The sequence below is a fragment of the Cellulosimicrobium cellulans genome (assembly GCF_016907755.1).
GTDB classification, from domain to species: Bacteria; Actinomycetota; Actinomycetes; order Actinomycetales; family Cellulomonadaceae; genus Cellulosimicrobium; species Cellulosimicrobium cellulans_D.
In genome coordinates this window covers 3,174,988-3,201,897 of the sequence record NZ_JAFBCN010000001.1, presented here as the reverse complement: position 1 = coordinate 3,201,897, position 26,910 = coordinate 3,174,988, and the positions used below count along the sequence as shown (strand labels likewise).

Here is a 26,910-nt window from a genome sequence, read left to right as displayed (position 1 = left end):
GCGCCCGGACAGTGGTCTGCATGGTGACGACCGCAGGGGGCGGCGGGGTCGGCCACGTGCCGAGGACGCGACGCCTCGTCCAGCTGTTCGCAGGCCTCGTGGCGTACGCGTTCTCGACGGCGATGCTCGTGCACGCCGGCACGGGGTCGCGCCCGTGGGACGTGCTGCACGAGGGGCTCGCGCGCGTGACGGGGGCCAGCATCGGCACCGCCGCGGCGGCGACCTCCGTCCTCGTCATGGCCCTGTGGTGGCCCCTGCGCGAGCGGCCGGGCTCGGGCACGATCGTCAACGTCGTCGTCACGGGCGTGAGCGTGGACCCGAGCCTCGCGCTCCTCGACGCGCTCGCGCCCGTCCCGTCGGCTGGGCAGCGCGTGGCGCTCGCGGTCGGGGGCGTGGTGCTCAACGGCGTCACCACCGCTGCCTACCTGGGCGTGCGGCTCGGTGCGGGGCCGCGCGACGGCCTCATGACCGGGCTCGTCCGGCGGACCGGCGTCGGCGTGGGCGTCGTGAAGACCGCGCTGGAGGTCGTGGTCGTGGCCGCGGGCTGGCTGCTCGGCGGGACGCTCGGGTGGTCGACCCTCGCGTACGCGTTCGGGGTGGGCGTCGTGGTCCAGGCGTGCACGCGCGTGCTCGACCTCGGCCCGGCGGGTCGCCGGTGGTGGCGGCGCGGGGCGGTCGTCAGCCCGCCACGCGCGCCCACGCCGCGGCGAGCCGGGGCACCGCCCGCTCCAGCTCCTCGGGCGGGCGCGAGAACGTGAGGCGCAGCCGGTCCGCGGCGCTGCCGTCGGGGGTGAACGTCGGGCCGGCGTTGACGAGGACGCCCGCCGCGGCGGCCGCGGCGGCGAACGCCTGGGCGACGGGTGCGCCGACGTCGACCCACAGGGACAGCCCGCCCTCCGGGACGTGCACGCGCCAGTCGGGGATGGCCGCGCCCAGGAGCCCGCACAGCTGGTCGCGCTGCGTGCGCAGCATCCTGCGGCGTTCGGCGAGCACGCTGCCCGCGTCGTCGAGCAGCTCGACGACGGCGAGCTGCTCGAGCACCGCGGTCGCGATGTCGGCGGACTGCCGCGTGCGCGCGAGCCGTGCGACGAGGTCGGGGTGCGCGCGGACCCACCCGACGCGCAGCCCGCCCCAGAACGACTTGGACGCCGACCCCACGGTGACGACGTACGGCGACGTCCCGTCCCCGGCGAGCGGCTCGGCGACGGGACCGACGGCGTCGGGGTCGCCGTCGAGGTCGAGGTCCGTGAGGGTCTCGTCCCCGACGACGGTCACGCGGTGCCGCGCCGCGGCGTCGCGCACCCCGGCCCGCTCCTCGGGGGTGAGCGTGTACGCGGTCGGGTTGTGGAAGTCCGGCACGAGGTACACCAGCCGCGGCGAGACCTGGCGCAGCGTCGAGCCGAAGAGGTCCACGTCGAACCCGGGCGCGTCCCGGTCGCGACCCGGGTGCGTCCTCCGGTCGCCGCGCCCCACGGGGACGGGCACGAGCCGCGCCCCGGCGCGCCGCAGCGCCTCCATCGCGTGGTAGTAGGTGGGCGACTGCACGACGGCGCGGTCGCCGCCGCCGAGGAGCGTGCCCGCGAGCGTGGTGATCGCGTGCTGGGCGCCGGTCGTGACGAGGACCTCGTCGGGCGTCGTCGGCGTGCCGCGTCGCGTGTGGTGGTCGGCGATCGCCTCGCGCAGCACGCCGACGCCGTACGGCTCGTACCCGCCCCCGGACAGGTACTCGGGCAGACGCTCGAGCGCGCGCGAGTACGCGCCGTGCAGCCCGCTCGGGGCGGCGGAGGTCGCCTGGGAGAGGTCGGCGAGGTCGATCGGTGCGACGTGCGGGGCGGGGGCGGGCGGGGCGTCGCCCCCGCGGGCGCGGGGTGCGGTGCGGGGCCGCGTCGCGCGGGGGAGCACGACGACGGTCCCCGACCCGGTGCGCGAGCGCGCGAAGCCCAGCTCGCGCAGCCGCCCGTACGCGGCGGCCGTCGTGGTGCGCGAGACGCCGAGCGCGACCGCGAGGTCGCGCTCGGACGGGAGCCGCGTGTGCGGCGCGAGCGTGCCGGCGAGGACGGCGGCGCGGAGCGCGTCGGCCAGCGCCGTGTACGCGGGACCGCCGGCGTGCCAGCGACCCAGGAGCCGCGCCGCGGCGGCGGGGGAGAGGTGGCGGTGGACGTCGACGGACCCGAGCGGGGCGAGGCTCATGAGGCCACTCTCTCGCGATTGGCTATGGATGTCGATGCCACTTGGTCGTCAGGATGGCTCGCATGAGCCCCGCCCGTCGTGCCGTCCAGCTCCTCCTCGGCCTCCTCGCCTATGCCCTCTCCATGGCGATGCTGCTCCACGCGGGCCAGGGCGGGATGCCGTGGGACGTCCTGCACCAGGGCGTCGTGCTCCGCACCGGGCTGCCGTTCGGCGTCGTCGTCGGCTCGCTCAGCGTGCTGGCGCTGCTCGCGTGGATCCCGCTGCGCCAGCGCCCCGGCGTCGGCACCGTCGCGAACGTCGTCGTCATCACGCTGACCATCGACCCCGCGATCGCGCTCGTGACGCGCCTCGTGCCCGACCCCGGCGTCGCGGCGAGCGTCGCGCTCGCGGTCGGCGGGATCGTGCTCAACGGGCTCGCGACCTCGGCGTACCTCGGGGTGCGCCTCGGGCCCGGCCCCCGCGACGGGCTCATGACCGGGCTGGTCGCGCGCACGGGGTGGTCGGTGCGCCTCGTGCGCACGCTCATCGAGGTCGCCGTCGTCTCGGTGGGCTGGGCGCTCGGCGGCACGCTGGGCTGGGCGACGGTCGCCTACGCGCTGGGCGTCGGGCCGATCGTCCAGCTCACCGCGCGCTGGTTCGCCCCGCGGGGGCTCGTCACCCCGCGCCCCGCCCGGGCGCGCCGTCGGGCGCGCGCCAGGACGGAACCGCGGGAGCCGGTCCCCGCGACCACGGGCCCCCGGTCGGGCGAGGGAGGCATGCCCGAGCCCGGCCGGTGAGGAGACGGCGACGGCCCCGGTGGTGATCCGCCGGGGCCGTCGTCGCGCGCCGGGGCGCCGGACTTAGGCGACGCGCGTCTGCGGCGCGTTCTCGGCGGTCTTGCCCGGGTCACGCTCGACGGCGTCCCCGAGGACGTCGTCGATGCGCGCCAGGAGCTCGGCGGGGATCGTCACGCCCGACGCCTTGACGTTCTCGGCGACCTGCTCGGGCCGCGACGCGCCGACGAGGGCCGCCGCGACGTTGTCGTTCTGCAGGACCCACGCGACGGCGAGCTGCGGCATGGTGAGCCCCAGCTCCTCCGCGACGGGCTTGAGGCCCTGCACGCGCGTGAGGACGTCGTCGGTCATGAACTGCGAGATCCCGCCGCGCCCCGCCTTCTCGTCGGCCGCGCGCGACCCCGCGGGGGCCGCCTGGCCGGGCAGGTACTTGCCCGAGAGCACCCCCTGGGCCATCGGGGACCAGACGATCTGGGACAGCCCCAGCTCGCGCGAGGTCGGCACGACCTCGTCCTCGATGACGCGCCACAGCATCGAGTACTGCGGCTGGGACGAGATGAGCTGGAAGCCCAGCTCCTTCGCGAGCGCGGCGCCGGCGCGGATCTGGTCGGCGGTCCATTCGGACACGCCGATGTACAGGGCCTTGCCCTGCCGGACGATGTCGGCGAACGCCTGCATCGTCTCCTCGAGCGGCGTCTCCGTGTCGTACCGGTGCGCCTGGTAGAGGTCGACGTAGTCGGTGCCGAGGCGTTGGAGCGAGCCGTTGATCGACTCCATGACGTGCTTGCGGGACAGTCCCGTGTCGTTGGGGCCGCCGGGCCCTGTCGGCCAGTAGACCTTCGTGAAGATCTCGAGCGACTCGCGACGCTGCCCCTTCAGCGCGTCGCCGAGGACCTGCTCGGCCTTCGTGTTCGCGTAGACGTCCGCGGTGTCGAACGTCGAGATGCCGGCGTCGAGCGCCGCGTGGACGCACGCCGTCGCGACGTCGTTCTCGACCTGGGAGCCGTGGGTGAGCCAGTTGCCGTAGGTGATCTCGGAGATCTTGAGCCCGGAGTTGCCGAGGTAGCGGTAGTCGACCATGGGCTCAACCTAACCGCCGGACGGTTGCCTCAGGAACCGCTCCGGGTCACTCCGGGTAGACGCCGTGCTTCTTGTGCGTCGGCTTGGGCAGGCGCGCGCGGCGGAGCTGGAAAGCGCGCATGACCGCGTACATGACGGTGCCCTTGGGGACCTCGCCGAACTTCGCGAGCAGGCGCTTGCGCAGGCGGCGCCACATGATGAAGCCGTCCACGACGGTCAGCAGCACGATGACGTAGAGCGTCATCACGGTGAGGAACGCGAGGTCCTGGTTCTGCGCGGTGAGGAACGAGAAGACGATGAACACCAGCGCGACGGGGAGGAAGAACTCGCCGAGGTTCCAGCGCGCGTCGACGTACTCGCGGACGTAGCGCTTGACCGGACCCTTGTCGCGGGGCGGCAGGTAGCGCTCGTCGCCCGTCTGCATCGCCTGGTACTGACGGTCGCGCATCTCGCGCTGCTTCTCCCGCGCGGACTTCGCGGCGGCGCGGCGGTCGTTCGGCACGAGGGGTCGCTTGTTCGCGGCCTCGGAGACCTTGCGCTTGGGCGTCGGTCGGCCCTTGCCGGCGGCCTCGATCTCGGCCGCCTGCTCGACGGGGTCGGGGGCGGCGGACGTCGCGGCGGGCTTGTTGCGGGAGAACACCCCTCCAGGGTAGTCGAGCCGGGGCAGTGCCGGACGCCGGTCCCAGGACCGGCCGGCACGTGGTGTCGTACGGTGCTCGTCGTGACGAACTCACCCGACCCCACCGTCCCTGTGCCCGGCACCGCGCCCGACGCCGCGCCCGGTCACGAGCTCGCGACCACGCTCCGCGAGACCGTGGCCCGCCTGTTCCCCGCGCTGCGCGCGGACCTCGAGTCCCTCGTGCGCGTGCCCAGCGTCTCGAACGCCGCGTTCGACCAGGCGCACGTCGCGGCGAGCGCCGACGCCGTCGCCGCGCTCCTGCGTGACGCCGGTCTGCCCGAGGTGCAGGTGCTGCGCGCCCGGACCGCCGACGGCACCGAGGGCGCGCCCGCCGTCGTCGCGCGCCGTCCGGCTCCCGACGGCGCGCCGACCGTCCTGCTGTACGCGCACCACGACGTGCAGCCACCGGGCGACGCCGCCACGTGGGAGACCGACCCGTTCGAGCCGACCGAGCGCGACGGGCGCCTGTACGGCCGCGGCGCGGCCGACGACAAGGCGGGCGTCGTGGCGCACCTGGGCGCGCTGCGTGCTCTGGCTGCGAGCACAGCGCTCGGCGACCTCCCGGTCGGGGTGACGGTCTTCGTCGAGGGCGAGGAGGAGATCGGCTCGCCGACGTTCCTGCCGTTCCTCACGCAGTACCGCGACCTGCTCGCGGCCGACGTCATCGTCGTCGCGGACTCCTCGAACTGGAAGATCGGCGTCCCGGCCCTCACGACGTCGCTGCGCGGCCTCGTCGACTGCGAGGTCGAGGTCGCGGCGCTCGACCACGCGGTGCACTCGGGCATGTTCGGCGGCCCCGTGCTCGACGCCGTGACGCTGCTCGCGCGACTGATCGCGACCCTGCACGACGACGCGGGCAACGTCGCGGTGCCCGGGCTGGTCACGGCGGCCGAGCCGACCGTCGACTACGCCGAGGCCGACTTCCGGGCCGACTCGTCGCTCCTCGACGGCACGATCCTCGCGGGGGAGGGCAGCATCGCCGGGCGGCTGTGGACCAAGCCGACGATCGCCGTCATCGGCCTCGACGCGCCGAGCGTCGCGCACGCGTCCAACACGCTCACCCCCCGCGCGACCGCGAAGCTCTCGGTGCGGCTCGCGCCGGGGCAGGACCCGGCTGCCGCGATGGCCGCGCTCCGCACGTACCTGGAGACGAACGCGCCCCTCGGCGCCCGGGTCACCGTGCGCGACGGCGAGCAGGGCAAGCCGTTCCTCGCCCCCGGCGACTCCGAGGCCATGCGGGCGGCGCGGTGGGCGTTCGCGACGTCGTGGGGCACCGACCCGGTCGACATCGGCGTGGGCGGCTCGATCCCGTTCATCGCCGACCTGCTCGAGGTGTTCCCCGACGCGGCGATCCTCGTGACGGGCGTCGAGGACCCGGACTCGCGCGCGCACGGCGCGAACGAGTCGGTGCACCTCGGCGAGCTCGAGAAGGTCGTGCTCGCCGAGGCGCTCCTGCTCGCCTGGCTCGGCGGCGCGATCGCCTGACCTGCGCCCGCGTTCCCACGCGACGGCGCTCGCCCGGTCAGCGGGGGAGCGCCGCCCGCAGGTCCGCCGCCTCGGCGAGGGTCGGCCCGACGGCGGCGCGCACCTCGGAGGCGAGGGCGCCCGCCAGCGCCTCGAGGTCGTCGAGGTGCGTGCGGGCCGCGTCGGGGTCGCCCGCACGGACGGTCAGCTCGGCGAGGTAGGCGAGGGCGCGCACACGGTCTGCGGGGTCGGCGTCGTCCCCGGAGCGCCGGAGCGCGCCCGCGAGGATCTTGCGCGCCTGGACGGGGTCGCCGTGCGAGTCCGCCTGCACGACGGCGTCGTCCAGCGCCCGCGCGAGCCGCCCCTCGGGGCGGGCGGCGTACGCGTCGACGGCGGACGCCCCGGCCGCGTCCGTGGTCGGCGCCGCCGCGGCGGGGGAGCGGCGCATCACGCGGACCCAGTTGCCGGCGGGGTCCACGAGGCTGAAGCCCGTCGTGCCGCCCGCGTTCGCGCGCCGCCGGGGTCGGGTGATCCGGGGGAAGCCCGTGAGCGGCAGGCGCCCGTAGCGGGCGCGCAGCCCCGCGGCGAAGGCCTCGAAGACCGGCGCCGTGTCCTCCACGACGACGATGCACGTGCTGTAGCTGTCCTGCGGCTCGATCCCGGCGAGCCCGAAGTAGTGGATGTCCACGCCGCCGCGGCGCACCGCGAGGTACGGGTTGGGCCGGAGCTGGCGGTAGGTCACGTCGAAGCCGAGCGCGGTCCAGAAGTCGCGCAGCTCGTCGATGTCCCGGCAGGGCAGGGCCGGGACCATGGTCGCGTCGAACGGGTCGGTGGCGGGGCGGTCCGGGTTCGGGTCGGGGTCAGGTGCTCGGTCGGCGGTCACCGAGCCATCGAAGCACCCGACTGCGCGCGGGACCAGGGTGCCGGTCGTCAGCCGCGGTGCGCGACGTCGACCGCCCGTGACCACCGGGCGACGTCGTCGGGGAGCTCAGGCGAGGCGACGTCGCCCCCGAGGAGCCCGACGACGGCGGGCGCGGCGATCCGGTCGCCGGACCCGCGCGCGAGGAACCGCCCCGCGACGAGGCCGCGCGCGCACAGGTCGCCGCCGCGCGAGAACACCTGCTCGAGGTAGACGACGCGCTCGTCCCACCCGAGGACGCGCGTGGCGATCTCGAAGCGGTCCCACAGCTGGAGGGAGCGGCGGTACTTCATGGTCGACGCCGCGACGACGGGGTACCAGCCCTTGTCCCTGAGCAGGGGGAACCCGCCGAGGTCGGCGATGAAGTTGCTGCGCGCGACGTCCATCATCTGGAGGTACGTCCCGTTGTTGACGTGCAGGTAGAAGTCGAGGTCGCCCGGGTGCACGCGCATGCGGGTGACGGACGGCTCGAGGACGCCGCGGCCCGGCACGGCCTTGCGCGGCAGCGTGCTGGCGACGAGGAGCTGGATCTGGCGGGTCACCCGGGCAGGCTACTACCTCGCACCAGCGGTATCAGGTACCTCCGCCGCAGGAGTCCCGGGCGGCCCTGTCATCTGCGTGTGCGAGGATGCGCGCCGTGACGACGACGAGCCCCGCCCCTCGCCCCACCGCCACCGCCGACACCGGGTCGCCCACGCCGGCGCACCCGTGGCAGGTCCGTGCCTTCCGCGCGGTCGCGATCGCCGAGGCGTTCTCCTGGGCCGGGCTGCTCGTCGGCATGTACCTCAAGTGGGTCGCCGGCACGACCGAGCGCGGGGTGGAGATCTTCGGACCGATCCACGGCGCCCTCGTGCTCGTGTACGTCGCCCTCGCCGTGCTCGTCGCCGTGCGCGTCCGCTGGTCGCTCTGGACGACCTTCCTCGCGCTGGCCGCGACGGTCCCGCCCTTCTGCACCGTCGTCTTCGACGTCTGGGCGCACCGCTCGGGCCGCTACACGCGCCCGGCGAGCCGGACCGAGGTCGCCGGAGCCTGATCCCGCGGGCGTCGCGACGACGGCGCCTCAGACCGGCGGGTCGGGGTCGTACTGGATCGCTCGTCGCACCGCGCGCGCGACCTCGTCGCTCTCCAGGCGCGCGACGAGGTACAGCGCCATGTCGATTCCCGCGGACACGCCCGCGGACGTGACGACGTCGCCGTCGTCGACGAACCGCGCCTCCGTGTCGACCACGACGCTCGGGTCGATCTCCGTGAGCTCGTCGTAGTGCTCCCAGTGGGTCGTGGCAGGCCGACCCGAGAGCAGCCCTGCGGCCGCGAGCACGAGCGAGCCCGTGCACACGCTCGCGATGACCGGGGTCTGGGCGCGCATCGCGCGCAGCCACTCGAGGTGCACCCGGTCCGCGAGCAGAGAACGGGTTCCCCAGCCGCCGGGGTAGACCAGCAGGTGCAGGGGGCCGACGTCGTCCGCCGAGCGGTCCGGCAGCAGCCGCAGGCCCTTCGCGAGGCGCACGCCGCCGCCGTCCCACGAGAACGTGGAGACGTGCGGCTTGAGCGCGGAGTGCTCTGCCCAGGCGGACAGCACCTCGAACGGCCCGGCGACGTCGAGCTCCTCCGCCTCGTCGAAGACGAAGATCCCGACGTTCATCCCGTTCCCGGTGCTCATGCCTACCTCCGCGTGCCCCGGCGTCTCGAGGCTCTCGTCGGCTCCTGCGTCCGAGCGCCCTAGATGCCCGGCAGGGCGAGCATCTGGTCGAGCGCGACGCGCGCCCAGTGCGCGTCGTCGGCGTCCACGACGATCCGGTTGACCACGCGACCCGCGACGAGCGACTCCATCGCCCACACGAGGTGCGGCAGGTCGATCCGGTTCATCGTCGAGCAGAAGCACACCGTCGAGTCGAGGTAGTGCACCTGCTTGTCCGGGTGGGCGCGCGCGACGCGGCGCACCAGGTTGAGCTCGGTCCCGATCGCCCACGAGGAGCCAGGCTCCGCGGCGTCGAGCATCTTGATGATGTACTCCGTCGACCCGACGAGGTCCGCAGCCGTGACGACCTCGTTCTTGCACTCCGGGTGCACGAGCACGTTGACGTCCGGCACCGCGGCGCGCATGTCGCTCACGTTCTTCGCGGAGAACCGCCCGTGCACCGAGCAGTGCCCTCGCCACAAGATCATGCGTGCGTCGCGCAGCTCGGCGTCCGTGAGGCCGCCGTTCGGCTTGCGCGGGTCGAACACGACGCAGTCGTCGAGCGACATCGCGAGCTTCAACACCGCGGTGTTGCGGCCCAGGTGCTGGTCCGGGAGGAACAGGACCTTGCCCGTGCCGTCCACGCCGCCCACCTGGTCGAACGCCCAGCGCAGCGCGACCTCCGCGTTCGACGACGTGCAGACCGTGCCGCCGTGGCGGCCCGTGAACGCCTTGATCGCGGCCGAGGAGTTCATGTACGTCACGGGGATCGTCGCGTCGGCGATGCCGACCTCCTGGAGCACGTCCCACGCGTCCTCGACCTGGTCGATCGCCGCCATGTCCGCCATCGAGCAGCCGGCCGCGAGGTCCGGCAGCACGACCTGCTGCGCGTCGGACGTGAGGATGTCCGCGCTCTCCGCCATGAAGTGCACGCCGCAGAAGAGGATGAACTCGGCCTCGGGCCGCGCGGCGGCCTCGCGCGCGAGCTTGAACGAGTCGCCCGTCACGTCGGCGAAGTCGATGACCTCGTCGCGCTGGTAGTGGTGACCGAGCACGAACGCCCGCTCGCCCAGCGCGGCGCGCGCCACCCGGGCGCGCTCCACGAGGTCCGGGTCGCTCGGCGCGGGCAGGTCGCCCACGCACTCGACCCCGCGCTCGGACGCGAGGTCACGGCCCTGTCCCAGCAGGAGCAGGGCGGAAGGACTGGGTTCCGCGAACCCGCCCTGGCGCGAGGTGTTCGGCCCGTCCACGGACGACAGCAAGGTGCTACCAGTGCTCACGGCACCATCGTCGCACAGCGCCGCCGCGGTCGAGCGGGCGTCCCGCGGGGACCGGACGGGCCGTGGCCCTGGCACAATCCGGGCATGCGCGTGCTGCTCACCGGGTCCGCCGTCCCACCCGTGCCCGACGGCGCGTGGCCGGCCGCAGAGGCTCCGTCGCCACCCGGTCCCGCCGGGCCGACGCTCGACGACGTCGCCGGGTGGTGGTCGCCGCACGCCGACGTCGAGACCGTGGCGCTCGCCGTGGCCGGGCCCGCGTTCCTCGACGCCGTCGCGCCCGTGGCGCCCGAGGTCCTCGCCGGTGTGGTCCCCGGGCCGGACGGGGTCGACGTCCCGGTCGCGGTGCGCCGCCGGACCTCGGCCGGCGACGGCACGGGCGCGCGCCGGACCGTCTACGCCGACGCCTCGCAGGTGCCCGCGACCGGTGCGAGCGAGGTGCTCGAGGGCGACGCGGGAGCGGTGACCGTGCCCGCCCGGTCCTCGACCGCCGCCGGGCACCTCCTGGCGCTCGCGGCCGACGCGGCGCGCGGACCGGACGGCGCGCCCGGGCGCGTCGTCCTCGCCACCGGCGGGAGCACGAGCCACGACGCCGGGCTCGGCGCGCTCCTGGCGCTCGCGGGGTCGCCGACGCACGTCGGTGACCACGGGACCACCGTCCCGGACGACGTCGTGCGCGCCGCGCGGGCCGCTCTGGGCGGCACCGACCTCGTGGCGGCCGTCGCGTCCGACCTCCCGCTGCTCGGGCTGCACGGGGCGAGCGCCACGCTCGATGCACGCCACGTGGACCCGGCGGTGGCGCAGCACCTCGAGCGCGCGCTCGGCGCGGTCGCGCACGACGTGGCGTCCGCCGTCGAGCACGCCGGAGCGACAGCGGGGGGCGGAGGCGCGCTCGCGGGCCGGGGCCTCCTCGCCGCGTCGTCGGCGGGCCGTCGCCTGGCGGGCCTGCCGGGGACGGGGAGCGGGGGCGGGCTCGCCCACGCGGTGGTGGCGCTGGGCGGCCGTCTCGTGCCCGCGCTGCGCGTGGTCGCCGACGACCTGGGTCTGGACGCGCGGCTCGCGGGCGTGGACGCCGTCGTCGTGCTCGCGGACGAGCTCGGTGCGCACGAGCTCGGGGGCGGGACGGTGCGCGAGGTCGCGGCCCGGGCCGCCCACCACGCGCTCCCGGTGGTCGTGGTGGCGCGCGCGGTCGTCGCGGGGCGGCGCGAGCAGGCCGCGGCCGGTGTGAGCGGCACCTACGCGTGGGGCGACGGCGACCCGCGCGCCCTCGTGGAGCGCGTCGCGCGGACGTGGTCGCGCGGCTGACGCCCCAGGTCGCCTCAGCCGAGGTCGACGGTCCCGTCCGCGCGGACCGACCAGGCGGGGTTGTGGGCGATCTCCCACACGAGGCCGTTGGGGTCGGCGACGTGCGCGTGGAAGACGCCGCCGAACTCGCCCTCCTGCGGTTCCTTGCGGACGGTCCCGCCCGCGGCGACCATCGCCTGCGCGAGCTCGACGACCGCTGCCCGGGAGCCCACGTTGTGCGACAGCGTGAGGCCCGTCGTGGCAGGCGTCGCGTCGGGGGTGCCGGCGTCGCGCGCGAAGGCCGACTCCTCGAAGAAGCCGAGGAGCTGGCCCGCCGCCGAGCGGTAGAAGACGATCTCGCCGGGCACGTCGAGCTGCGCGGTCCAGCCGAGCGCGCCGTAGAAGCTCCGCGCGGCGTCGAGGTCGCGCGTCGCGACCGTGACGAAGTGCAACGCCTGGTCCATGCGTCTCCCGTCGGCGGGCCGCGCCGCCGGTGCGGCGCGGGCTCCGTTCGACCGTACGCCGCCGGGTGGTCGTAGACTCGGGAACACGACCGGCACGAGTGGTGTTGAGGACCTGACGGGATCTCTCTCGAGAGGTCCGTAGAAGCCGGCCACCACCGGGGCAGCACTGCCCCCGACAGCGCGGAGACGAGATGAGCGAGACCACCGACATTGCCACGCACGGCGTCAACCTGACCGACGGAGCCGCGGACAAGGTCCGCACCCTCCTCGAGCAGGAGGGTCGCGACGACCTGCGCCTGCGCGTCGCGGTGCAGCCCGGCGGCTGCTCCGGACTGATCTACCAGCTCTACTTCGACGAGCGCGTGCTCGACGGCGACGCGCTGCGCGACTACGACGGCGTCGAGGTCGTGGTCGACAAGATGAGCGTCCCCTACCTCGAGGGCGCGACGATCGACTTCGCGGACACGATCGAGAAGCAGGGCTTCACGATCGACAACCCCAACGCGGGCAGCGCCTGCGCCTGCGGCGGCTCCTTCAGCTGACCCGCCCGGCGTGCCCCGCGCACGCCGTACCGGACCGCACGAGCCCGGTCACCCGCACCGCGGGTGGCCGGGCTCGCGTCGTCGCGGGACGGTGCCGCCGCGTCAGGCGCCGAGCTCGACCGTGATCGCCCAGGCGTCCCCGTCGTGGTCGTCGTGCGCGCGGGGGAGCGGCTCCTCCCCGACGACGGTGTGACCGCGCATCCGGGCCCAGGCCGGGACGTCGAGCCGCGCGGCCGGGTCCGTCGACCACACCGTGAGGCGCGTGCCCGGGGCCCGGTCGCGTGCGGCCGCGGCGATCCGGATCACGGGGAGCGGGCAGCGCAGCCCGCGCGCGTCGACCACGTCGGGGGCGTCGTCCGTCACAGGCCCTGCACCCCCAGCGTGGCGCGCACGCGCGCGACCGCCCCGGGCAGCACGGCGAGCAGCCGGTCGACGTCCGCCTCGGTCGTCGACCGGTCGAGCGCGACGCGCACGTTGCCGTGCGTGAGGACACCCATCGCGGCCAGGACGTGCGACGGCTCCAGCGAGCTCGACGTGCACGCGGAGCCCGAGCCGACGGCGATCCCCTCGCGGTCGAGGTCCGTGAGCAGCGCCTCGCCGTCCACGTAGAGGAACGAGAAGGTCACGACGTGCGGCAGGCGGTCGACCGGGTCACCCACGACCTCGACGTCGGGGATCTCGGCCACGCCCGCGCGGACCCGGTCGACGAGCGCGCGGCGCCGCGCGTCCTCGGCCTCCCGGTCCGCCAGCACCGCCTGGAGCGCCACGGCGGCCGCGAACGCCGCGGGGACGGACACCCCGCCGGGGGCCCAGGGGTCGGGGTCCTCCGGGAACGGGCTGCGCCGTCGTACGCGGGACCGGACCGCCAGGACCCCGACGCCGGGACCTCCGCCCCAGTCGGCAGGGTCGGCGGCCAGGGCGTCCCAGGCCACCGGGACGGCGTCGTGGCCGATGCTCGCCCCGGCGTCGACGAGGAGGGGGACCCCGGCGCCCCGTGCGGCCTCGTGCACCGCCGCGACCGGCTGGCGCGTGCCCACCTCGCCGTTGGCGAGCTGGAGCGCGGCGAGCGCGACGCCCGGGCGCGCGACGGCGACGGACATCGCGGCGGCGTCGACCCGACCGGCGCGGTCCACGCCGACGACCTCCCGCTCGAGCCCGCCGTGCTCGGCGGCGTGCAGGAGGGCGGCGCGCTCGACGGCTCCGACGACGACCTGCCGGCCGACGCGCGAACGTGCCCCGGCGAGCGCGGCGACGGCGGTGTGCAGCGACGCGGTGTGGGAGGGTGTGAGGTGGACCTCCTCCGTCCGCGCGCCGAGCGCTGCGGCGACGGCTTCGCGGGCGCCGTCGAGCAGCGCGGCGGCGCGGCGGCCCTCGGCGTGCAGGCGGCGGGGGTCGGCCCAGCCGTCGTCGAGCGCGCGGTCGAAGGCCTCGCGCGCGAGCGGGTGCCAGGGCGCGCGCCCGCCGTTGTCGAGACGGGCCCGGCGAACGGGGGTGGTGTGTGTCACATGGTCTCCAGGGCGCTGGCGGTCGCGTCGCAGGGCGAGGCGCGGGCCGGGGGAGCCGGTCGACCGCGCCCGGGCGGGCGCGTCGTGGTCTCCCGCGGGGCATCGGATCGTTGCGCTCACGCGGACCGCGACGGGGCGTCGGGGCCGGCCCGCACGCTCCACCGGCACGGTACCGCTCCACCGCCCGGCGTGTCGGTGTGGCAAGGATCTGACAGACGTGGCGCGGGTGTGGTGAACCCGTCCTGACCGGCCACGACGTGTGCCGCATCTCGCCCGCCCGCAGCGCGTTCCGGGCCACGAAGGGCGGAATCCCGCGCTAGGCTTCGTGTGTCGAGGACGAAGGTCCTGTGCTGGGCTCGTAAAGGCGGGCTCGGGCAGGACGTGACGTGAAAGGCCCCCCTTGCACTCGCAACCCCCTAGCCGCACACGGCGCACCATCCTGCGGGCGACGGCCCTCGCCGTCGCCGTCGCTGCGGTGGCGTCCGGCTGCGCCAGCGACACGGTCCAGCGCGGGTTCCTGCCCGGTTACGAGGACGGGGAGGTGACCAACCAGACCGCCCGGATCACGTCGCTGTGGACCGGCTCGTGGATCGCCGCCCTCATCGTCGGCGTCATCACGTGGGGCCTCATGCTGTGGTGCGTCGCGGCCTACCGCAAGCGCAAGGACGACCACCGGCTCCCGATCCAGACGCGGTACCACCTGCCGCTCGAGATCATGTACACGGCCGTGCCGATCATCATGGTCCTCGTCCTGTTCTTCTACACGGACCGCGACATGAGCGCGATCGTGGACAAGGACGTGGAGTCCGACATGACCGTCCAGGTCATCGGCAAGCAGTGGAGCTGGGACTTCAACTACGTGGACGAGGACGTCTACGAGAGCGGCCAGCACCTCGCCGACGTCGGCGGCACGATGACGGTGGACGCGGAGATCGACGGTGCCCCCGGCACGTCGGAGGCGCTGCCGACGCTGTACCTGCCCGCGGGCGAGAGCATCCGCTTCGTCCTGGACTCGCGCGACGTCATCCACTCGTTCTGGATCCCCGCGTTCCTCTACAAGCTCGACATGATCCCGCACCGCACCAACGAGTTCGTGGTCACCCCGCAGCGCGAGGGCGTCTACGCCGGCAAGTGCGCCGAGCTCTGTGGCGAGCACCACTCCGGGATGCTCTTCAACGTCGAGATCGTCGACCGCGCCGAGTTCGACGCGCAGATGGAGGCGCTCCGCGAGAAGGGGCAGGAGGGCCAGATCCCGGTGGAGGGATTCAGCCGCCTCCAGGACCCGAACCCCGTCCCTGCTAGCACGGAGGGTGAGCACTGATGGTCGCGCAGGCCGAAGTCATCCCCGGTCTCGCCCCTCGGCGGCAGACCCTCGGTCGGACCGTGATCAAGTGGGTCACGTCCACCGACCACAAGACCATCGGGTACATGTACCTGATCACGTCGTTCATCTTCTTCTGCATCGGCGGCCTCATGGCCCTCGTGATCCGCGCGGAGCTCTTCGAGCCCGGGATCCAGCTCGTGCAGAGCAAGGAGCAGTACAACCAGCTCTTCACGATGCACGGCACGATCATGCTGCTGCTGTTCGCGACCCCGCTGTTCGCCGGGTTCGCCAACGTCATCATGCCGCTGCAGATCGGTGCGCCGGACGTCGCGTTCCCGCGACTGAACATGTTCGCGTACTGGCTCTACCTCTTCGGCGGGCTCATCGCCTCGGCGGGCTTCTTCACGCCGCAGGGCGCGGCCTCGTTCGGATGGTTCGCGTACGCGCCGCTGTCGAACACGACGTTCAGTCCGGGTCTCGGAGGAGACCTGTGGGTGTTCGGCCTCGCGCTCGCCGGTTTCGGAACGATCCTCGGTGCCGTCAACTTCATCACGACGATCATCACCATGCGCGCGCCCGGCATGACGATGTTCCGCATGCCGATCTTCACGTGGAACACGCTCATCACGAGCCTCCTCGTGCTCATGGCGTTCCCGCCCCTGGCCGCCGCGCTCTTCGCGCTCGGCGCCGACCGGCGCTTCGGTGCTCAGATCTTCAACCCCGAGAACGGGGGTGCGATCCTCTGGCAGCACCTGTTCTGGTTCTTCGGGCACCCTGAGGTCTACATCATCGCGCTGCCGTTCTTCGGCATCGTGTCCGAGATCTTCCCGGTCTTCGCCCGCAAGCCGATCTTCGGCTACAAGGGCCTCGTCTACGCGACGATCGCCATCGCGGCGCTCTCCGTCACGGTGTGGGCGCACCACATGTACGTGACCGGCGCGGTCCTGCTGCCGTTCTTCGCGTTCATGACGATGCTCATCGCGGTCCCGACCGGTGTGAAGTTCTTCAACTGGATCGGCACGCTGTGGCGAGGCAAGCTCACGTTCGAGACACCGATGCTGTGGTCGATCGGCTTCCTCGTGACCTTCCTCTTCGGCGGTCTGACGGGCGTCATCCTGTCGAGCCCGGCGCTGGACTTCCACCTGTCCGACTCCTACTTCGTGGTGGCGCACTTCCACTACGTCGTGTTCGGCACCGTGGTGTTCGCGATGTTCGCGGGCTTCTACTTCTGGTGGCCCAAGTTCACCGGCCGCATGCTCAACGAGCGCCTCGGCAAGCTGCACTTCTGGCTGTTGTTCATTGGCTTCCACACGACGTTCCTCATCCAGCACTGGCTGGGTGTCGAGGGCATGCCGCGTCGCTACGCGGACTACGCGCCGTCGGACGGCTTCACGTGGGAGAACCAGGTCTCGACGGTCGGGGCGTTCATCCTCGCCGCGTCGACCCTGCCCTTCCTCTGGAACGTCTACACGACCTGGCGCAACGCGCCCAAGGTCGAGGTCGACGACCCGTGGGGCTACGGCCGCTCGCTCGAGTGGGCGACGTCCAGCCCGCCGCCGCGGCACAACTTCACGTCCCTGCCGCGCATCCGCTCCGAGTCGCCCGCGTTCGACCTGCACCACCCCGAGGTCGCGGCGATGGACCACGCCGAGCCGAACCCGAACGTCCTCGAGAAGGTCTACGGCGAGGCTGACCGTCGGGGCGAGAAGAGCGTCGCGCTCGACCGCCTGAGCGGCGCGGAGAGCACGAGCGACTCCACGACGACCACGATCGTCGACGAACCCCGCACGGGCACGACGGACGAGGAGGCCGGGAAGTGAAGGTCGAGTACAAGCTGTTCCTCTACGGGACGCCGTTCTTCATCGCCGCAGGGCTCGTCTACGGCTTCTGGAGCCACTGGGAGCCCGTCGGGTCGGTCGCCATCCTCCTGACCGGTGCGCTGGTCGCGATGATCGGTGCCTACCTCATGCTCACGGCGAAGCGCATCGACGCCCGTCCCGAGGACGACCCCGAGGGTCTCATCGAGCAGGGCGCGGGCGACCAGGGCGTCTACGCCCCGTGGAGCTGGTGGCCGCTCGCCATCGCCGGCTCGGCCGCGATCGTCTTCCTCGGTCTCGCCGTCGGCTGGTGGCTCGTCTACGTGGGGATCGCGCTCGCCGCGGTCGCCCTCGTCGGCTGGGTCTTCGAGTTCTCTCGCGGCCAGCACGCTCACTGATCGACCCGACGTCCCCCCTCGGACGTCCGAGCGGCCCGGCCCCCTCGTGGGGACCGGGCCGTTGGTCGTTTCCGGGTACCCGCCGAGAACGAGGTTGGTCCCGTTATCCGGTGGATAACGGGACCAACGTCGTTGTGGTGGGGGAGCAGGGTCGTGCTCGCCCGGGGGTGGCTTCGTCAGGCGGGGACGATGAGGCCGGCGGTCTGGGTCTTGGCGCGCTGGAGGCGGGCCTCGGCGTCGGACCAGTTGACGAGGTTCCACCAGGCGGTGACGTAGTCGGCGCGCACGTTCTGGTAGTCGAGGTAGTAGGCGTGCTCCCAGACGTCGAGCAGCACGATCGGCGTGAGGCCGAGGGTGAGGTTGCCCTGCTGGTCGTAGAGCTGGACGGTGACGAGCTTGGAGCCGATGGAGTCCCAGGCGAGGATGGCCCAGCCGGAGCCCTGGACGCCGGCGGCGACGGCGGCGAACTGCTTCTTGAAGGCGTCGAAGGAGCCGAAGTGCTCGTCGATCGCGGCGCCGATCTCGCCGGTGGGCTCGCCGCCGCCCTCGGGGGAGAGGTTGGTCCAGAACGCGGAGTGGTTGACGTGGCCGCCGAGGTTGAACGCGAGGTTCTTCTCGTGCAGGTTGATCGCGGCGAAGTCGCCGGTCTCGCGGGCCTCGGCGAGCTTCTCCAGGGCGGTGTTCGCGCCGGTGACGTAGGCCTGGTGGTGCTTGGAGTGGTGCAGCTCCATGATCCGCCCGGAGATGTGCGGCTCGAGCGCACCGTAGTCGTAGGACAGCTCGGGCAGGGTGTAGACAGGCATCCGGAGTACCTCCTGGTACGGAACCGCGGGAGAGCGTCTCGCGGCCGCTGTGTGGTGAACTGACGGTGTCTCTGGCCCTCAGGCGGGCGCGGTTGCCCGCACCCGGGTGCCGAGACGACGATGACCCGCGACCCGTCCGCCTCGATGAGGGGACTGGTCGCGGGTCATCGTCCTACTGTGCAGGAACCTCAGGGTCGACGCTCGTCGGCGCCCTTCTCCGGCTCGACGAGGTCGCGCCCACCACCGACGGTGGCGGCACCGGCCTCGATCTGCTCGTGGCTCTCGCTCTCGAGCGCGTCGTGCTCGCCGTGGGAGTGCGCGGCCGCGAGCTCGGCGGGTGACACGGGCTCGATGCGGTCCTCGTAGAAGAACCGCGACAGACGCTGGAGGCGCTTGTCCTTCTTGTAGCCCTTGCGCCGGACACCGCGGGAGTCCGTCGCTGGCTCGATCTCGAGCGGCTCGTGAGCCTGGTAGTTGACCCGGAGCCAGCGCTCCTGCTCGTCGAGCGGGCGGTGGACCTCGATGTACTCGCCGTGCGCGAACCGCACGATCCGGCCCGTCTCATGGCCGTGGAGCACGAGCTCGCGATCCTTGCGCTGCAGGCCGAGGCAGATGCGCTTGGTGATCCAGAACGCGAACCAGGGCCCGACGAAGAAGAGGACGCGGAACGCCCACGTGATCGTGTTGATCGACATGTGGAAGTGCGTCGCGATGAGGTCGTTCGACCCGGCGAGCGCCAGGATGATGAACGCCGTGAGGAACGCGACGCCCAGGCCGGTGCGGACCGGCACGTTGCGCGGGCGGTCGAGGACGTGGTGCTCACGCTTGTCCTTCGTCACCGCGGCCTCGAGGAACGGGTAGACGAAGAGGAACGTGAACAGCAGACCGGGTACCACCACCGCCGGGATCAGGACGTTGAGGGGCACGGTGTAGTCGCCCCACGTCACGAACTCCGCCTGGCCGGGCATCAGTCGTAGCGAGCCCTCGAGGAACAGCATGTACCAGTCGGGCTGGGCTCCCGCGGACACCGGTGACGGGTCGAACGGGCCGTAGTTCCACACGTTGTTGATCGCCATCGTGCCGCCCATGAGGGCGAGGATGCCGAACACGACGAAGAAGAAGCCGCCGGCCTTGGCCACGTACACCGGGAACAGCGGGTAGCCGACCACGTTCTTGTCCGTGCGACCGCCACCGGGGTACTGCGTGTGCTTGTGCAGCACGACGAAGAACAGGTGGAGCGCGACGAGCGCGAGGATCAGGCCCGGCACGAGCAGGATGTGCACCGTGAAGAGTCTCGGGATGATGTGCTCGCCCGGGAACTCGCCGCCGAAGATGAAGTACGAGAGGTACGACCCGATGAGCGGGATCGACTTCACGACGCCGTCGGTGATGCGCAGGCCGTTGCCGGAGAGGACGTCGTCCGGGAGGGAGTAGCCGGAGAAGCCGGCGGCGAGGCCCATGATCATGAGCAGCATGCCGACGAGCCAGTTGATCTCGCGCGGCTTGCGGAACGCGCCGGTGAAGAACACGCGCATCATGTGCGTGACGATCGCCGCGAGGAAGATCAGCGCCGCCCAGTGGTGGATCTGCCGCATGAGCAGACCGCCACGGACCTCGAACGACATGTGCAGCGTCGACGCGAACGCGTCGGACATGAGCACGCCGTTCATCGACGCGGGCTCGCCGTGGTACGTGACGAGCGACATGCTCGGCACGAAGAACATCGTCAGGAAGATGCCCGTGAGGATCAGGACGACGAACGAGTACAGCGCGATCTCGCCGAGCAGGAACGACCAGTGGTCGGGGAAGACCTTGCGCGCGAACTCCTTGACGGCGACGCCGACGCCCGTGCGCTGGTCCAGGTAGTCGGCGGCCTTGCCGGCGGGGGTCGTCGGCGCGGCTGCCTTCGGTGCGGCCGCCTTGGGTGCGGCGGTTCCGGTGCTGGTGGTCACTTCAGACGCTCCCAGAAGCTCGGGCCGATGGGCTCGTGGAAGTCGCTCTGGGCGACCAGGTAGCCCTCGTCATCAACGGTGATCGGCAGCTGCGGCAGGGGCCGCTTCGCGGGCCCGAAGACCACCTTGGCGCTGTCGGCCACGTCGAACGTCGACTGGTGGCACGGGCACAGCAGGTGGTGCGTCTGCTGCTCGTAGAGCGCCACGGGGCAGCCGACGTGCGTGCAGATCTTGGAGAACGCGACGATGCCGTCGTACGACCAGGTCTCACCCTCGGGGGACTGGTCGGACACGATGTCGCGCGGGTCGAGACGGACCAGCAGGACGACGGCCTTGGCCTTCTCCGTGATCCACTCGTGGGACTGCATCTCTTCCTGGGAGGCCTCCGGGATGATGTGCACGACCGAGCCGATCGTCACGTCCGCCGCCTTGATGGGCCGACCGGAGGGGTCGATCGCGAGGCGCGTCCCGGGCTTCCAGAGCGTGTGCTTGAACTTCGAGACGTTCCAGTCGCCCCCGACGCTCCCGACGAGCGGGACCGCGATGGTGAGCGGGAACAGCGCGAGCGCGGAGATCACCGCGCCCTTGAGGACGCCGCGGCGGGCGATGCCCGAGTCCTTGGCGCCGGCCTCGAGCTCGGCGATCGCGCCGACGCGGGTCTCCGCGTCGCTCGCGATCGGGTGGCGCTCGTCCACCTTCTCGTGGTCGGACATGAGCACCTTCGCCCAGTGCACCGCGCCGAGGCCGATGCCGAGCAGCGCGAAGGCGATGGCCACACCGAGCGAGAGCGTCGACAGGCGCACGCCCGCCGTCGTCCCGTCCGGGGGGATGACGAAGTAGACGACCAGCGCGGCGATCGTGCCGATCACCGAGATGCCGAAGAGCGTCGCGACCTGGCGCTCGCCGCGCTTCGACGCCTTCGGGTCGCGGTCGGCCATGCGGCTCTTGTGCTCCGGCAGACCGGGGTCCGGGAACGTCTCGAGGGTGCCGTGCTCCTCGCGGTGCCCGACCTCGCGGTGCGAGGACTCGGGCGACCGGGGGTTCTGGTAGTCGCTCACGAGGACTTCGCTCCGATCCACACTGCGGCCCCGATGAGGAGGCCCATTCCGACGATCCAGGCCCACAGGCCCTCGCTGACCGGGCCGAGCGAGCCGAGCGACAGGCCACCGGCCGAGCCCTCGCGCTGGAACTCGAGGAACGCGATGACGTCGCGCTTCTCCTCGGGCGTGATGGTCGCGTCGTTGAAGACCGGCATCGACTGCGGGCCGGTGAGCATCGCCTGGTAGATGTTGCGCTCCGACGTCTCCCACAGCGGGGGCGCGAACTTGCCCTCGGAGAGCGCGCCGCCCGCGCCGACGGCGTTGTGGCACATCGCGCAGTTGGTGCGGAAGATCGCGGCGCCGTTCGCGACGTCGCCGAGCGAGGCGTCGACCTGCTCGTCCGTCGGGATCGCCGGGCCGGCACCGAGCGAGGCGACGTAGGCGGCGAGCTGCGCCGTCTGCTCCTCGTTGAACTGGCGAGGCTTCTGGATGGCCTGCGGACCGTCCATCTGCATGGGCATGCGGCCGGTGGACACCTGGAAGTCGACCGACGCGGCGCCGACGCCGACGAGCGACGGAGCCGTGTCCGTGCCCTCGGCGTTCGGGCCGTGGCACGTGGCGCAGTTGGCCTGGAACAGCTTCTGGCCGGTCTCGATGTCCTCGGTGCTGGCGGTCTCGGCGTTGGCCGGAGTCGGTGCAAAGGCGGCGTAGACGCCACCGGTGACCAGCAGCGCCAGCAGCAGCAGCACGACCGGCGCGAGGCGGTGGTGTCTGCGGGCGGCGAGTGCCTTCACGAAATGATCCTCGTCTCGCAGGTGGGGGAGCAGGGGGGCGGGTGGGCGGGCCGGGGCGGACCCCGGGCGTGTCGTCAGCGCAAGATGTAGATCACGAAGAACAGCGCGATCCACACGACGTCGACGAAGTGCCAGTAGTAGGACGTCACGATGGCCGTCGTGGCCTCGTGGTGCCCGAAGTTCTTGGCCGAGAACGAGCGGCCGAGAAGGAACAGGAACGCGATCAGGCCGCCGACGACGTGGAGTCCGTGGAAGCCGGTCGTGATGTAGAAGACGGAGCCGTAGGGCGTCGAGGAGATCGAGACGCCGTGCTCGACGAGCTCGGCGTACTCGAAGATCTGACCGCCGATGAAGAACGCGCCCATGAGGAACGTGAGCGTCATCCACTCGTTCATCCCCCAGCGGTTCACCTGGAAGATCGAGCCGGTGCGCACGGGCTGGAAGCGCTCGGCGGCCCACACGCCCATCTGGCACGTCACCGACGACAGCACCAGGACGGTCGTGTTGATCGCCGCGAAGGTCAGGTTGAGCTTGTCCGCCTGCAGGGCCCACTCGTCGGCGGGCATCACGGCGCGGACCGTGAAGTACATAGCGAAGAGGCCGGCGAAGAACATGAGTTCGCTGGCCAGCCACACGATCGTCCCGACCGAGACGGGGTTCGGTCGGTTGACGCTCACGTGCTGATGGGCGTGGGGGGCAGCCGTTGCGGTCGACACAGGAGCCATTATGGCCGACGAACGGCCCCTTCGCGGCACGCAGACGGCCGCCCGGAGGCGGTGAATCTCACAATGTCTCCAGATCTTCCCACGGAGACCTGCACTTGGTGACGGATCGCTGCTAAGTGCCATGAAACTGGCGCGCTCACGAACCCGGCCAGGGCCCTTGGTCCCGGGTCCGTGGCCGGTCGGCGCCGGGACCGCGCGAGGGGGTGCTGCGATCGGCTCCGACGTGCCAAGATGCCAGTCGGGACGCGCGCACCTCAGGCGCTGGGGTGCGCCCTCCCGGACCACCCGAGGGAACCACGAAGGCGACGGTGACGACGATGACGACGACCGTGACGACGACGCACGGGGACACGACCGTGACCCCGCGCGCGCCGCGCATCCTCCTCTACAGCGACGACGTGTCGGTGCGCGAGCAGGTGCGCCTCGCCGTCGGGCGGCGGCTGGGTGCGGGTCAGCCGGACATCGAGTGGCTCGAGGTCGCGACCCCGGCGGCCGTCGTGACCTCCGCGGACGCAGGTGGCTGGGACCTGCTCGTCCTCGACGGCGAGGCCGACAAGGCCGGCGGCATGGGTCTGTGCCGCCAGCTCAAGAACGAGGTCTACCGCTGCCCGCCCGTCCTGGTCCTCACCGGCAGGCCGCAGGACGGTTGGCTAGCATCGTGGTCGCTCGCCGACGACGCGGTGCCCCGGCCGTTCGACGCGGTCGCGCTCCAGCGTGCCGTCGCCGACCTGCTGCGTGCCGCCGGCACGCGGTAGCCGACAGGAGACCGACCAGCCGAAGGGCCACCCGTGACCGCCACCCCGCACCCCGCCGCCTCGACCACGAGCGACTCGACGGGCACGGGACTCACGTGGCCCGGCCTGCTGACCGAGCTCGTCGCGGGGCACGACCTCGACGCCGACTCCACCGCGTGGGCGATGGACCAGGTGATGTCGGGCGAGGTGTCGCCGGTGCGGCTCGCGAGCTTCCTCGTGGCGCTGCGCGCGAAGGGCGAGACCGTCGCCGAGCTGACGGGCCTCGCCGACGCGATGCTGGCCCACGCGAGCCGGTTCGCCGTGGACGGGCCGGCGGTCGACATCGTCGGCACGGGCGGCGACCGCGCCCACACGGTCAACATCTCGACCATGGCCTCGCTCGTCATCGCAGGCGCGGGCGTGCGGGTCGTCAAGCACGGCAACCGGGCCGCGACGTCGTCGTCGGGCGCGGCGGACGTGCTCGAGGAGCTGGGCATCCGGCTCGACCACGGGCCCGAGCGCGTGGCGCGCATCGTGCAGGAGGCGGGGATCACCTTCTGCTTCGCCATGGTCTTCCACCCGTCCATGCGCCACGCGGGCGTCGCGCGCAAGGAGCTCGGCATCCCGACGGCGTTCAACGTCCTCGGCCCGCTGACGAACCCCGCACAGCCGCGTGCGGCGGCGATCGGCGTCGCGGACGCGCGCATGGCGCCGCTCATCGCCGGGGTGCTCGCGGGGCGCGGGACCTCGGCGCTCGTGTTCCGCGGCGACGACGGGCTCGACGAGCTCGCGGCGACGGGCGGGGCGACGGTGTGGGAGGTGCGCGACGGCGTCGTCGCCGAGCACCGGCTCGACCCGGTCGCGGACCTGGGGCTCGCGCCGGTGACGATCGCCGACCTGCGGGGCGGCGAGGCGGCGCACAACGCCGACGTGGCGCGACGCTTCCTGGCGGGCGAGACCGGTCCCGTGCGCGAGACGGTGCTGCTCAACGCGGCCGCCGGGCTCGTCGCGGACGGCACGCTGCCCGGGACCGCCGCGGGGACGCTCGCCGAGCGGCTCCGCGCCGCCTACGAGATCGCGGCGCGCAGCGTGGACACCGGCGCGGCCCGCGACGTCCTCGCGCGTTGGGCCGAGGCCGCCGCACGGGACTGACCCGCTCTCACGGGGACGAGCCGGCCGGCACGTGCCGGGCGGCCCGTCAGTCGTCGAGGCCGAGCGCGAACGCCTGCTCGAGGTCGACGTTCGAGTAGGCGCGGAACGCGATGAACGTCTCCGTCCGCACGACCCCGGGGACCTTGCTGATGCGGTCCGCAATGACGTCGGCGAGCTGGTCGTGCTCCTGGACGCGCACCATCGCGACCAGGTCCGCCTTGCCCGTGACCGAGTAGACCTCGCTGACGCCGCGGAGGTCCGCGACCTCGGACGCGACCTCGGGGATGCGGTCGGGCTCGGTGTCGATCAGGACGATGGCGGTCAGCATGGTTCCTCCGGGGTCGGGTCGTCGACTGGCGACCACTCTACGGTCACGCCGGGCGCCGCGTGCGCCAGCTCGGGCCGGTCGTCGGGGTCGGCGTGGCGGGCGACGTCGCGAGCCGTGGCGGCGAGGTCCACGTGCGACCCCGCGGAGCGGACCGGGCACGCCCACGGGCCGGTGACGTCGACGATCCGCACGCCCGGCTCCTGGAGCCAGGACAGCAGGATCTCGGCCTCGTGCGGGTGGCTCGCCGGGGCGGGCGGCACGGGCGGCGCCACGGTCTCCGCCGTCGCGACGAGGGCGTCGACGAGCGGCCACGGGTCCACGCCGGGCTCGCTCACCCCGGTCGCGGCCAGGCGCGCGTGCCGCACCACGACGATCTCCCACCCGCCCGCGTCCGTCGCGCGGGCCGCGACGAGCTCGGCGCACGCCGCGAGCGGGGCGAGCCGCTGGGCCCGCGCGGCGCCCGTGAGGAAGGCCCGCAGCCGGTGCGTGAGCTCGCCCGCCTGCTCGAACCGCTCGTCGCGCGAGAGCGCGACGATCCGTCGCCCGAGCTCCGCGACGACGTGGGACGGGTCGCCCTCGAACGCCTCCCGCACGCCGACGGCGACGGCCGCGTAGCCGGCGTCGTGCTCGACGGTCGTGCACGGCGCCGAGCACCGCCCCATCTCGGCGAGGACGCACGCCGTGGCCCCCGGTGAGGCGACGACGGGGAGCCGACGCGTGCACTGGCGCAGCGGGAACGCGTCGTGGAGGGCGTCGACCGCAGCCTGGGCCTGGTGCCTGGACGCGAACGGCCCGATGTGGGCCGCCGGGGCGCGGACGTCCCGCACGACGGACAGGCGCGGGTACGTCTCGTCCGTGAGCCGGACCCAGGTCATGCGCTCAGGGTGGCGCGACCGCCGGTTGTAGCGCGGCGCGTGCTCCGCGATGAGGCGCAGCTCGCGCACCTGCGCCTCGAGCGGCGTCGCGCACACGACCGGGGTGACGGCGTGCGCGATGCGCACCATCTCCGTGATGCGGCTGCGCTTCTCCGAGCGGGTGAAGTAGGACCGGACACGGCGCCGGATCGACGTCGACGTGCCGACGTAGAGCACCTCCTCGCCGGGCCCGCGGAAGAGGTAGACGCCCGGAGCGTCCGGGAGGTCGTCCGCGAGGTGGCGCTTGCGCCGCACGTCCTGCGGGACCGGGTCGGTCGCGCCCGCGAGGTCCTCGAGGTGGGTGACGCCCAGCGGCCCGAGCCGCGCGAGGAGCGCGTGCAGCACGTCCACCGTGGCCCGCGCGTCGGCGAGAGCCCGGTGGTCCGGCGTCACCGTGGCGCGGAACAGGGCGGCGAGGGTCGCGAGCTTGTGGTTCGGTGCCTCGTCCCGGGTGACGACGCGGCGTGCGAGCGGGACGGTGTCGAGCACCTGGTTCCCGGGCCACTCGTAGCCCGCGGCCCGGCACGCCGCCTTGAGGAACGAGATGTCGAACGGTGCGTGGTGCGCGACGAGCACGGCGCCGCGCGCGAACTCCAGGAAGCTCGGCAGCACGGCCTCGATGCGCGGGGCGGTCGCGACCATGGACGAGGTGATCCCCGTCAGCCGGGCCACGAAGGCCGGGACCGGGACTCCGGGGTCCACGAGCGTCTGGAACTCCCCGAGCACCTCGCCGCCGCGCACCTTCACGGCGCCGATCTCCGTGATCCCCGCCCCCGCGGGCGACCCGCCCGTGGTCTCCAGGTCGACGACGACGAACGTCACGTCGCGCAGCGGTGTCCCGAGGTCGTCGAGCGTGGGCTGGACGGGCACGCCGCGTGGCGCGGACCCCTCGCGCGAGGAGGCGAGGAGGGGGCCGGACGACATGGCGGCGAGGTTAGCGACGGCCACCGACACGGCCGGGGCGGGACGCGACGACGTCCTCGGTGCGGCACGGGCACGGCATAGGGTGGTGCCACGGGGAATCGGGACGATCAGGGACGAAATGTCCGGTGGCGTTTTCCCGACGGCAGACAC

The 26,910-nt window shown here is 73.0% G+C and carries 28 protein-coding genes; 11 read left to right on the top strand and 17 right to left on the bottom strand.

Annotated elements, in window-relative coordinates:
• Positions 1-20: 20 nt before the first annotated feature.
• On the top strand, positions 21-758 hold the full coding sequence (gene yczE, locus JOE63_RS14005; protein ID WP_204542193.1) for a membrane protein YczE: 738 nt from the start codon (positions 21-23) through the stop codon (positions 756-758).
• On the opposite strand, the gene yczR is transcribed toward yczE (JOE63_RS14005), so the two are convergent.
• Positions 679-2,190, bottom strand: coding sequence for a MocR-like transcription factor YczR (gene yczR, locus JOE63_RS14000; protein ID WP_204542192.1), 1,512 nt, complete (start codon positions 2,188-2,190; stop codon positions 679-681). The two genes, yczE (JOE63_RS14005) and yczR, sit on opposite strands and share 80 nt — an antisense overlap.
• Positions 2,191-2,252: 62 nt before the next feature.
• On the opposite strand from yczR, the gene yczE (JOE63_RS13995) reads away from it, so the two are divergent.
• A complete protein-coding gene (gene yczE / locus JOE63_RS13995; protein ID WP_239576703.1) occupies positions 2,253-2,966 on the top strand; it encodes a membrane protein YczE in 714 nt (237 codons plus the stop codon).
• A 63-nt stretch (positions 2,967-3,029) separates the two neighbouring features.
• Here yczE (JOE63_RS13995) and JOE63_RS13990 read toward each other — a convergent pair whose 3' ends face one another.
• Positions 3,030-4,043 (bottom strand): aldo/keto reductase family protein, encoded by a 1,014-nt coding sequence (locus JOE63_RS13990; protein WP_087472327.1) that lies wholly within the window; start codon positions 4,041-4,043, stop codon positions 3,030-3,032.
• Between the two features lie 46 nt (positions 4,044-4,089).
• Positions 4,090-4,683, bottom strand: a complete 594-nt coding sequence (locus tag JOE63_RS13985; protein WP_141391294.1) for a DUF3043 domain-containing protein — start codon at positions 4,681-4,683, stop codon at positions 4,090-4,092.
• An 81-nt stretch (positions 4,684-4,764) separates the two neighbouring features.
• On the opposite strand from JOE63_RS13985, the gene JOE63_RS13980 reads away from it, so the two are divergent.
• The gene (locus JOE63_RS13980) at positions 4,765-6,207 is read left to right on the top strand and encodes a dipeptidase (protein ID WP_374059042.1); all 1,443 of its coding nucleotides are present in this window, start codon (positions 4,765-4,767) and stop codon (positions 6,205-6,207) included.
• A 37-nt stretch (positions 6,208-6,244) separates the two neighbouring features.
• Here the strand turns inward: JOE63_RS13980 and JOE63_RS13975 are convergent, their stop codons facing one another.
• Complete coding sequence (locus JOE63_RS13975; protein ID WP_204542191.1) at positions 6,245-7,069, bottom strand: hypothetical protein; 825 nt, start codon at positions 7,067-7,069, stop codon at positions 6,245-6,247.
• 47 nt (positions 7,070-7,116) lie between these two features.
• On the bottom strand, positions 7,117-7,647 hold the full coding sequence (locus JOE63_RS13970; protein ID WP_204542190.1) for an acyl-CoA thioesterase: 531 nt from the start codon (positions 7,645-7,647) through the stop codon (positions 7,117-7,119).
• A gap of 95 nt (positions 7,648-7,742) precedes the next feature.
• On the opposite strand from JOE63_RS13970, the gene JOE63_RS21465 reads away from it, so the two are divergent.
• Positions 7,743-8,138 (top strand): DUF3817 domain-containing protein, encoded by a 396-nt coding sequence (locus JOE63_RS21465; protein ID WP_307840108.1) that lies wholly within the window; start codon positions 7,743-7,745, stop codon positions 8,136-8,138.
• 27 nt (positions 8,139-8,165) lie between these two features.
• On the opposite strand, the gene JOE63_RS13960 is transcribed toward JOE63_RS21465, so the two are convergent.
• Both JOE63_RS13960 and nadA read right to left on the bottom strand, forming a co-directional pair.
• Entirely contained in the window at positions 8,166-8,765 is a 600-nt protein-coding gene (locus tag JOE63_RS13960; RefSeq protein WP_204542188.1) for a DJ-1/PfpI family protein, read from the bottom strand.
• A gap of 59 nt (positions 8,766-8,824) precedes the next feature.
• The gene (nadA, locus tag JOE63_RS13955) at positions 8,825-10,033 is read right to left on the bottom strand and encodes a quinolinate synthase NadA (RefSeq protein ID WP_204543737.1); all 1,209 of its coding nucleotides are present in this window, start codon (positions 10,031-10,033) and stop codon (positions 8,825-8,827) included.
• Positions 10,034-10,147: 114 nt separating this feature from the next.
• On the opposite strand from nadA, the gene JOE63_RS13950 reads away from it, so the two are divergent.
• Positions 10,148-11,365, top strand: coding sequence for a glycerate kinase (locus tag JOE63_RS13950; RefSeq protein ID WP_204542186.1), 1,218 nt, complete (start codon positions 10,148-10,150; stop codon positions 11,363-11,365).
• A 14-nt stretch (positions 11,366-11,379) separates the two neighbouring features.
• On the opposite strand, the gene JOE63_RS13945 is transcribed toward JOE63_RS13950, so the two are convergent.
• Positions 11,380-11,808, bottom strand: coding sequence for a VOC family protein (locus tag JOE63_RS13945; protein ID WP_087472321.1), 429 nt, complete (start codon positions 11,806-11,808; stop codon positions 11,380-11,382).
• 191 nt (positions 11,809-11,999) lie between these two features.
• On the opposite strand from JOE63_RS13945, the gene erpA reads away from it, so the two are divergent.
• Complete coding sequence (erpA, locus tag JOE63_RS13940; protein ID WP_047234275.1) at positions 12,000-12,350, top strand: iron-sulfur cluster insertion protein ErpA; 351 nt, start codon at positions 12,000-12,002, stop codon at positions 12,348-12,350.
• Between the two features lie 102 nt (positions 12,351-12,452).
• Here erpA and JOE63_RS13935 read toward each other — a convergent pair whose 3' ends face one another.
• Both JOE63_RS13935 and JOE63_RS13930 read right to left on the bottom strand, forming a co-directional pair.
• The gene (locus JOE63_RS13935) at positions 12,453-12,713 is read right to left on the bottom strand and encodes a sulfurtransferase TusA family protein (RefSeq protein ID WP_204542185.1); all 261 of its coding nucleotides are present in this window, start codon (positions 12,711-12,713) and stop codon (positions 12,453-12,455) included.
• Positions 12,710-13,855 (bottom strand): cysteine desulfurase family protein, encoded by a 1,146-nt coding sequence (locus JOE63_RS13930; RefSeq protein ID WP_204542183.1) that lies wholly within the window; start codon positions 13,853-13,855, stop codon positions 12,710-12,712. Before JOE63_RS13930 ends, JOE63_RS13935 begins: the two co-directional genes overlap by 4 nt.
• A gap of 400 nt (positions 13,856-14,255) precedes the next feature.
• On the opposite strand from JOE63_RS13930, the gene ctaC reads away from it, so the two are divergent.
• Genes ctaC through JOE63_RS13915 form a run of 3 tightly spaced genes read left to right on the top strand, consistent with a single transcriptional unit; the run spans position 14,256 to position 17,394 of the window.
• Positions 14,256-15,176 carry an aa3-type cytochrome oxidase subunit II gene (ctaC, locus tag JOE63_RS13925; protein ID WP_087472318.1) on the top strand — a complete coding sequence of 307 codons (921 nt, stop codon included), beginning with the start codon at positions 14,256-14,258 and terminating at the stop codon, positions 15,174-15,176.
• Positions 15,176-16,999, top strand: a complete 1,824-nt coding sequence (gene ctaD / locus JOE63_RS13920; protein ID WP_204542181.1) for an aa3-type cytochrome oxidase subunit I — start codon at positions 15,176-15,178, stop codon at positions 16,997-16,999. Before ctaC ends, ctaD begins: the two co-directional genes overlap by 1 nt.
• On the top strand, positions 16,996-17,394 hold the full coding sequence (locus JOE63_RS13915; protein WP_047234280.1) for a cytochrome c oxidase subunit 4: 399 nt from the start codon (positions 16,996-16,998) through the stop codon (positions 17,392-17,394). The genes ctaD and JOE63_RS13915 overlap by 4 nt, the downstream gene beginning before the upstream one ends.
• A 176-nt stretch (positions 17,395-17,570) precedes the next feature.
• On the opposite strand, the gene JOE63_RS13910 is transcribed toward JOE63_RS13915, so the two are convergent.
• The 5 genes from JOE63_RS13910 to ctaE form a co-directional block, all read right to left on the bottom strand.
• Positions 17,571-18,197 (bottom strand): superoxide dismutase, encoded by a 627-nt coding sequence (locus tag JOE63_RS13910; RefSeq protein ID WP_053369073.1) that lies wholly within the window; start codon positions 18,195-18,197, stop codon positions 17,571-17,573.
• 188 nt (positions 18,198-18,385) lie between these two features.
• Entirely contained in the window at positions 18,386-20,149 is a 1,764-nt protein-coding gene (qcrB, locus tag JOE63_RS13905) for a cytochrome bc1 complex cytochrome b subunit (protein ID WP_204542180.1), read from the bottom strand.
• Positions 20,146-21,207, bottom strand: a complete 1,062-nt coding sequence (gene qcrA, locus JOE63_RS13900) for a cytochrome bc1 complex Rieske iron-sulfur subunit (protein ID WP_374059040.1) — start codon at positions 21,205-21,207, stop codon at positions 20,146-20,148. The genes qcrB and qcrA overlap by 4 nt, the downstream gene beginning before the upstream one ends.
• Positions 21,204-21,983 (bottom strand): cytochrome bc1 complex diheme cytochrome c subunit, encoded by a 780-nt coding sequence (gene qcrC, locus JOE63_RS13895; protein ID WP_087472316.1) that lies wholly within the window; start codon positions 21,981-21,983, stop codon positions 21,204-21,206. Before qcrC ends, qcrA begins: the two co-directional genes overlap by 4 nt.
• A gap of 74 nt (positions 21,984-22,057) precedes the next feature.
• Positions 22,058-22,708: an aa3-type cytochrome oxidase subunit III gene (gene ctaE / locus JOE63_RS13890; protein WP_087472315.1), complete on the bottom strand. Its 651-nt coding sequence runs from the start codon at positions 22,706-22,708 to the stop codon at positions 22,058-22,060.
• A gap of 317 nt (positions 22,709-23,025) precedes the next feature.
• Here ctaE and JOE63_RS13885 point away from each other — a divergent pair, with 317 nt between their 5' ends.
• Both JOE63_RS13885 and trpD read left to right on the top strand, forming a co-directional pair.
• Complete coding sequence (locus tag JOE63_RS13885; protein WP_087472314.1) at positions 23,026-23,463, top strand: response regulator transcription factor; 438 nt, start codon at positions 23,026-23,028, stop codon at positions 23,461-23,463.
• 33 nt (positions 23,464-23,496) lie between these two features.
• On the top strand, positions 23,497-24,594 hold the full coding sequence (gene trpD / locus JOE63_RS13880) for an anthranilate phosphoribosyltransferase (RefSeq protein WP_087472313.1): 1,098 nt from the start codon (positions 23,497-23,499) through the stop codon (positions 24,592-24,594).
• Between the two features lie 46 nt (positions 24,595-24,640).
• On the opposite strand, the gene JOE63_RS13875 is transcribed toward trpD, so the two are convergent.
• Together JOE63_RS13875 and JOE63_RS13870 are read right to left on the bottom strand one after the other, a co-directional pair.
• Complete coding sequence (locus tag JOE63_RS13875) at positions 24,641-24,922, bottom strand: Lrp/AsnC family transcriptional regulator (RefSeq protein WP_087472312.1); 282 nt, start codon at positions 24,920-24,922, stop codon at positions 24,641-24,643.
• Positions 24,916-26,760 (bottom strand): DEDD exonuclease domain-containing protein, encoded by a 1,845-nt coding sequence (locus JOE63_RS13870; RefSeq protein WP_204542179.1) that lies wholly within the window; start codon positions 26,758-26,760, stop codon positions 24,916-24,918. Before JOE63_RS13870 ends, JOE63_RS13875 begins: the two co-directional genes overlap by 7 nt.
• Between the last annotated feature and the right edge of the window lie 150 nt (positions 26,761-26,910).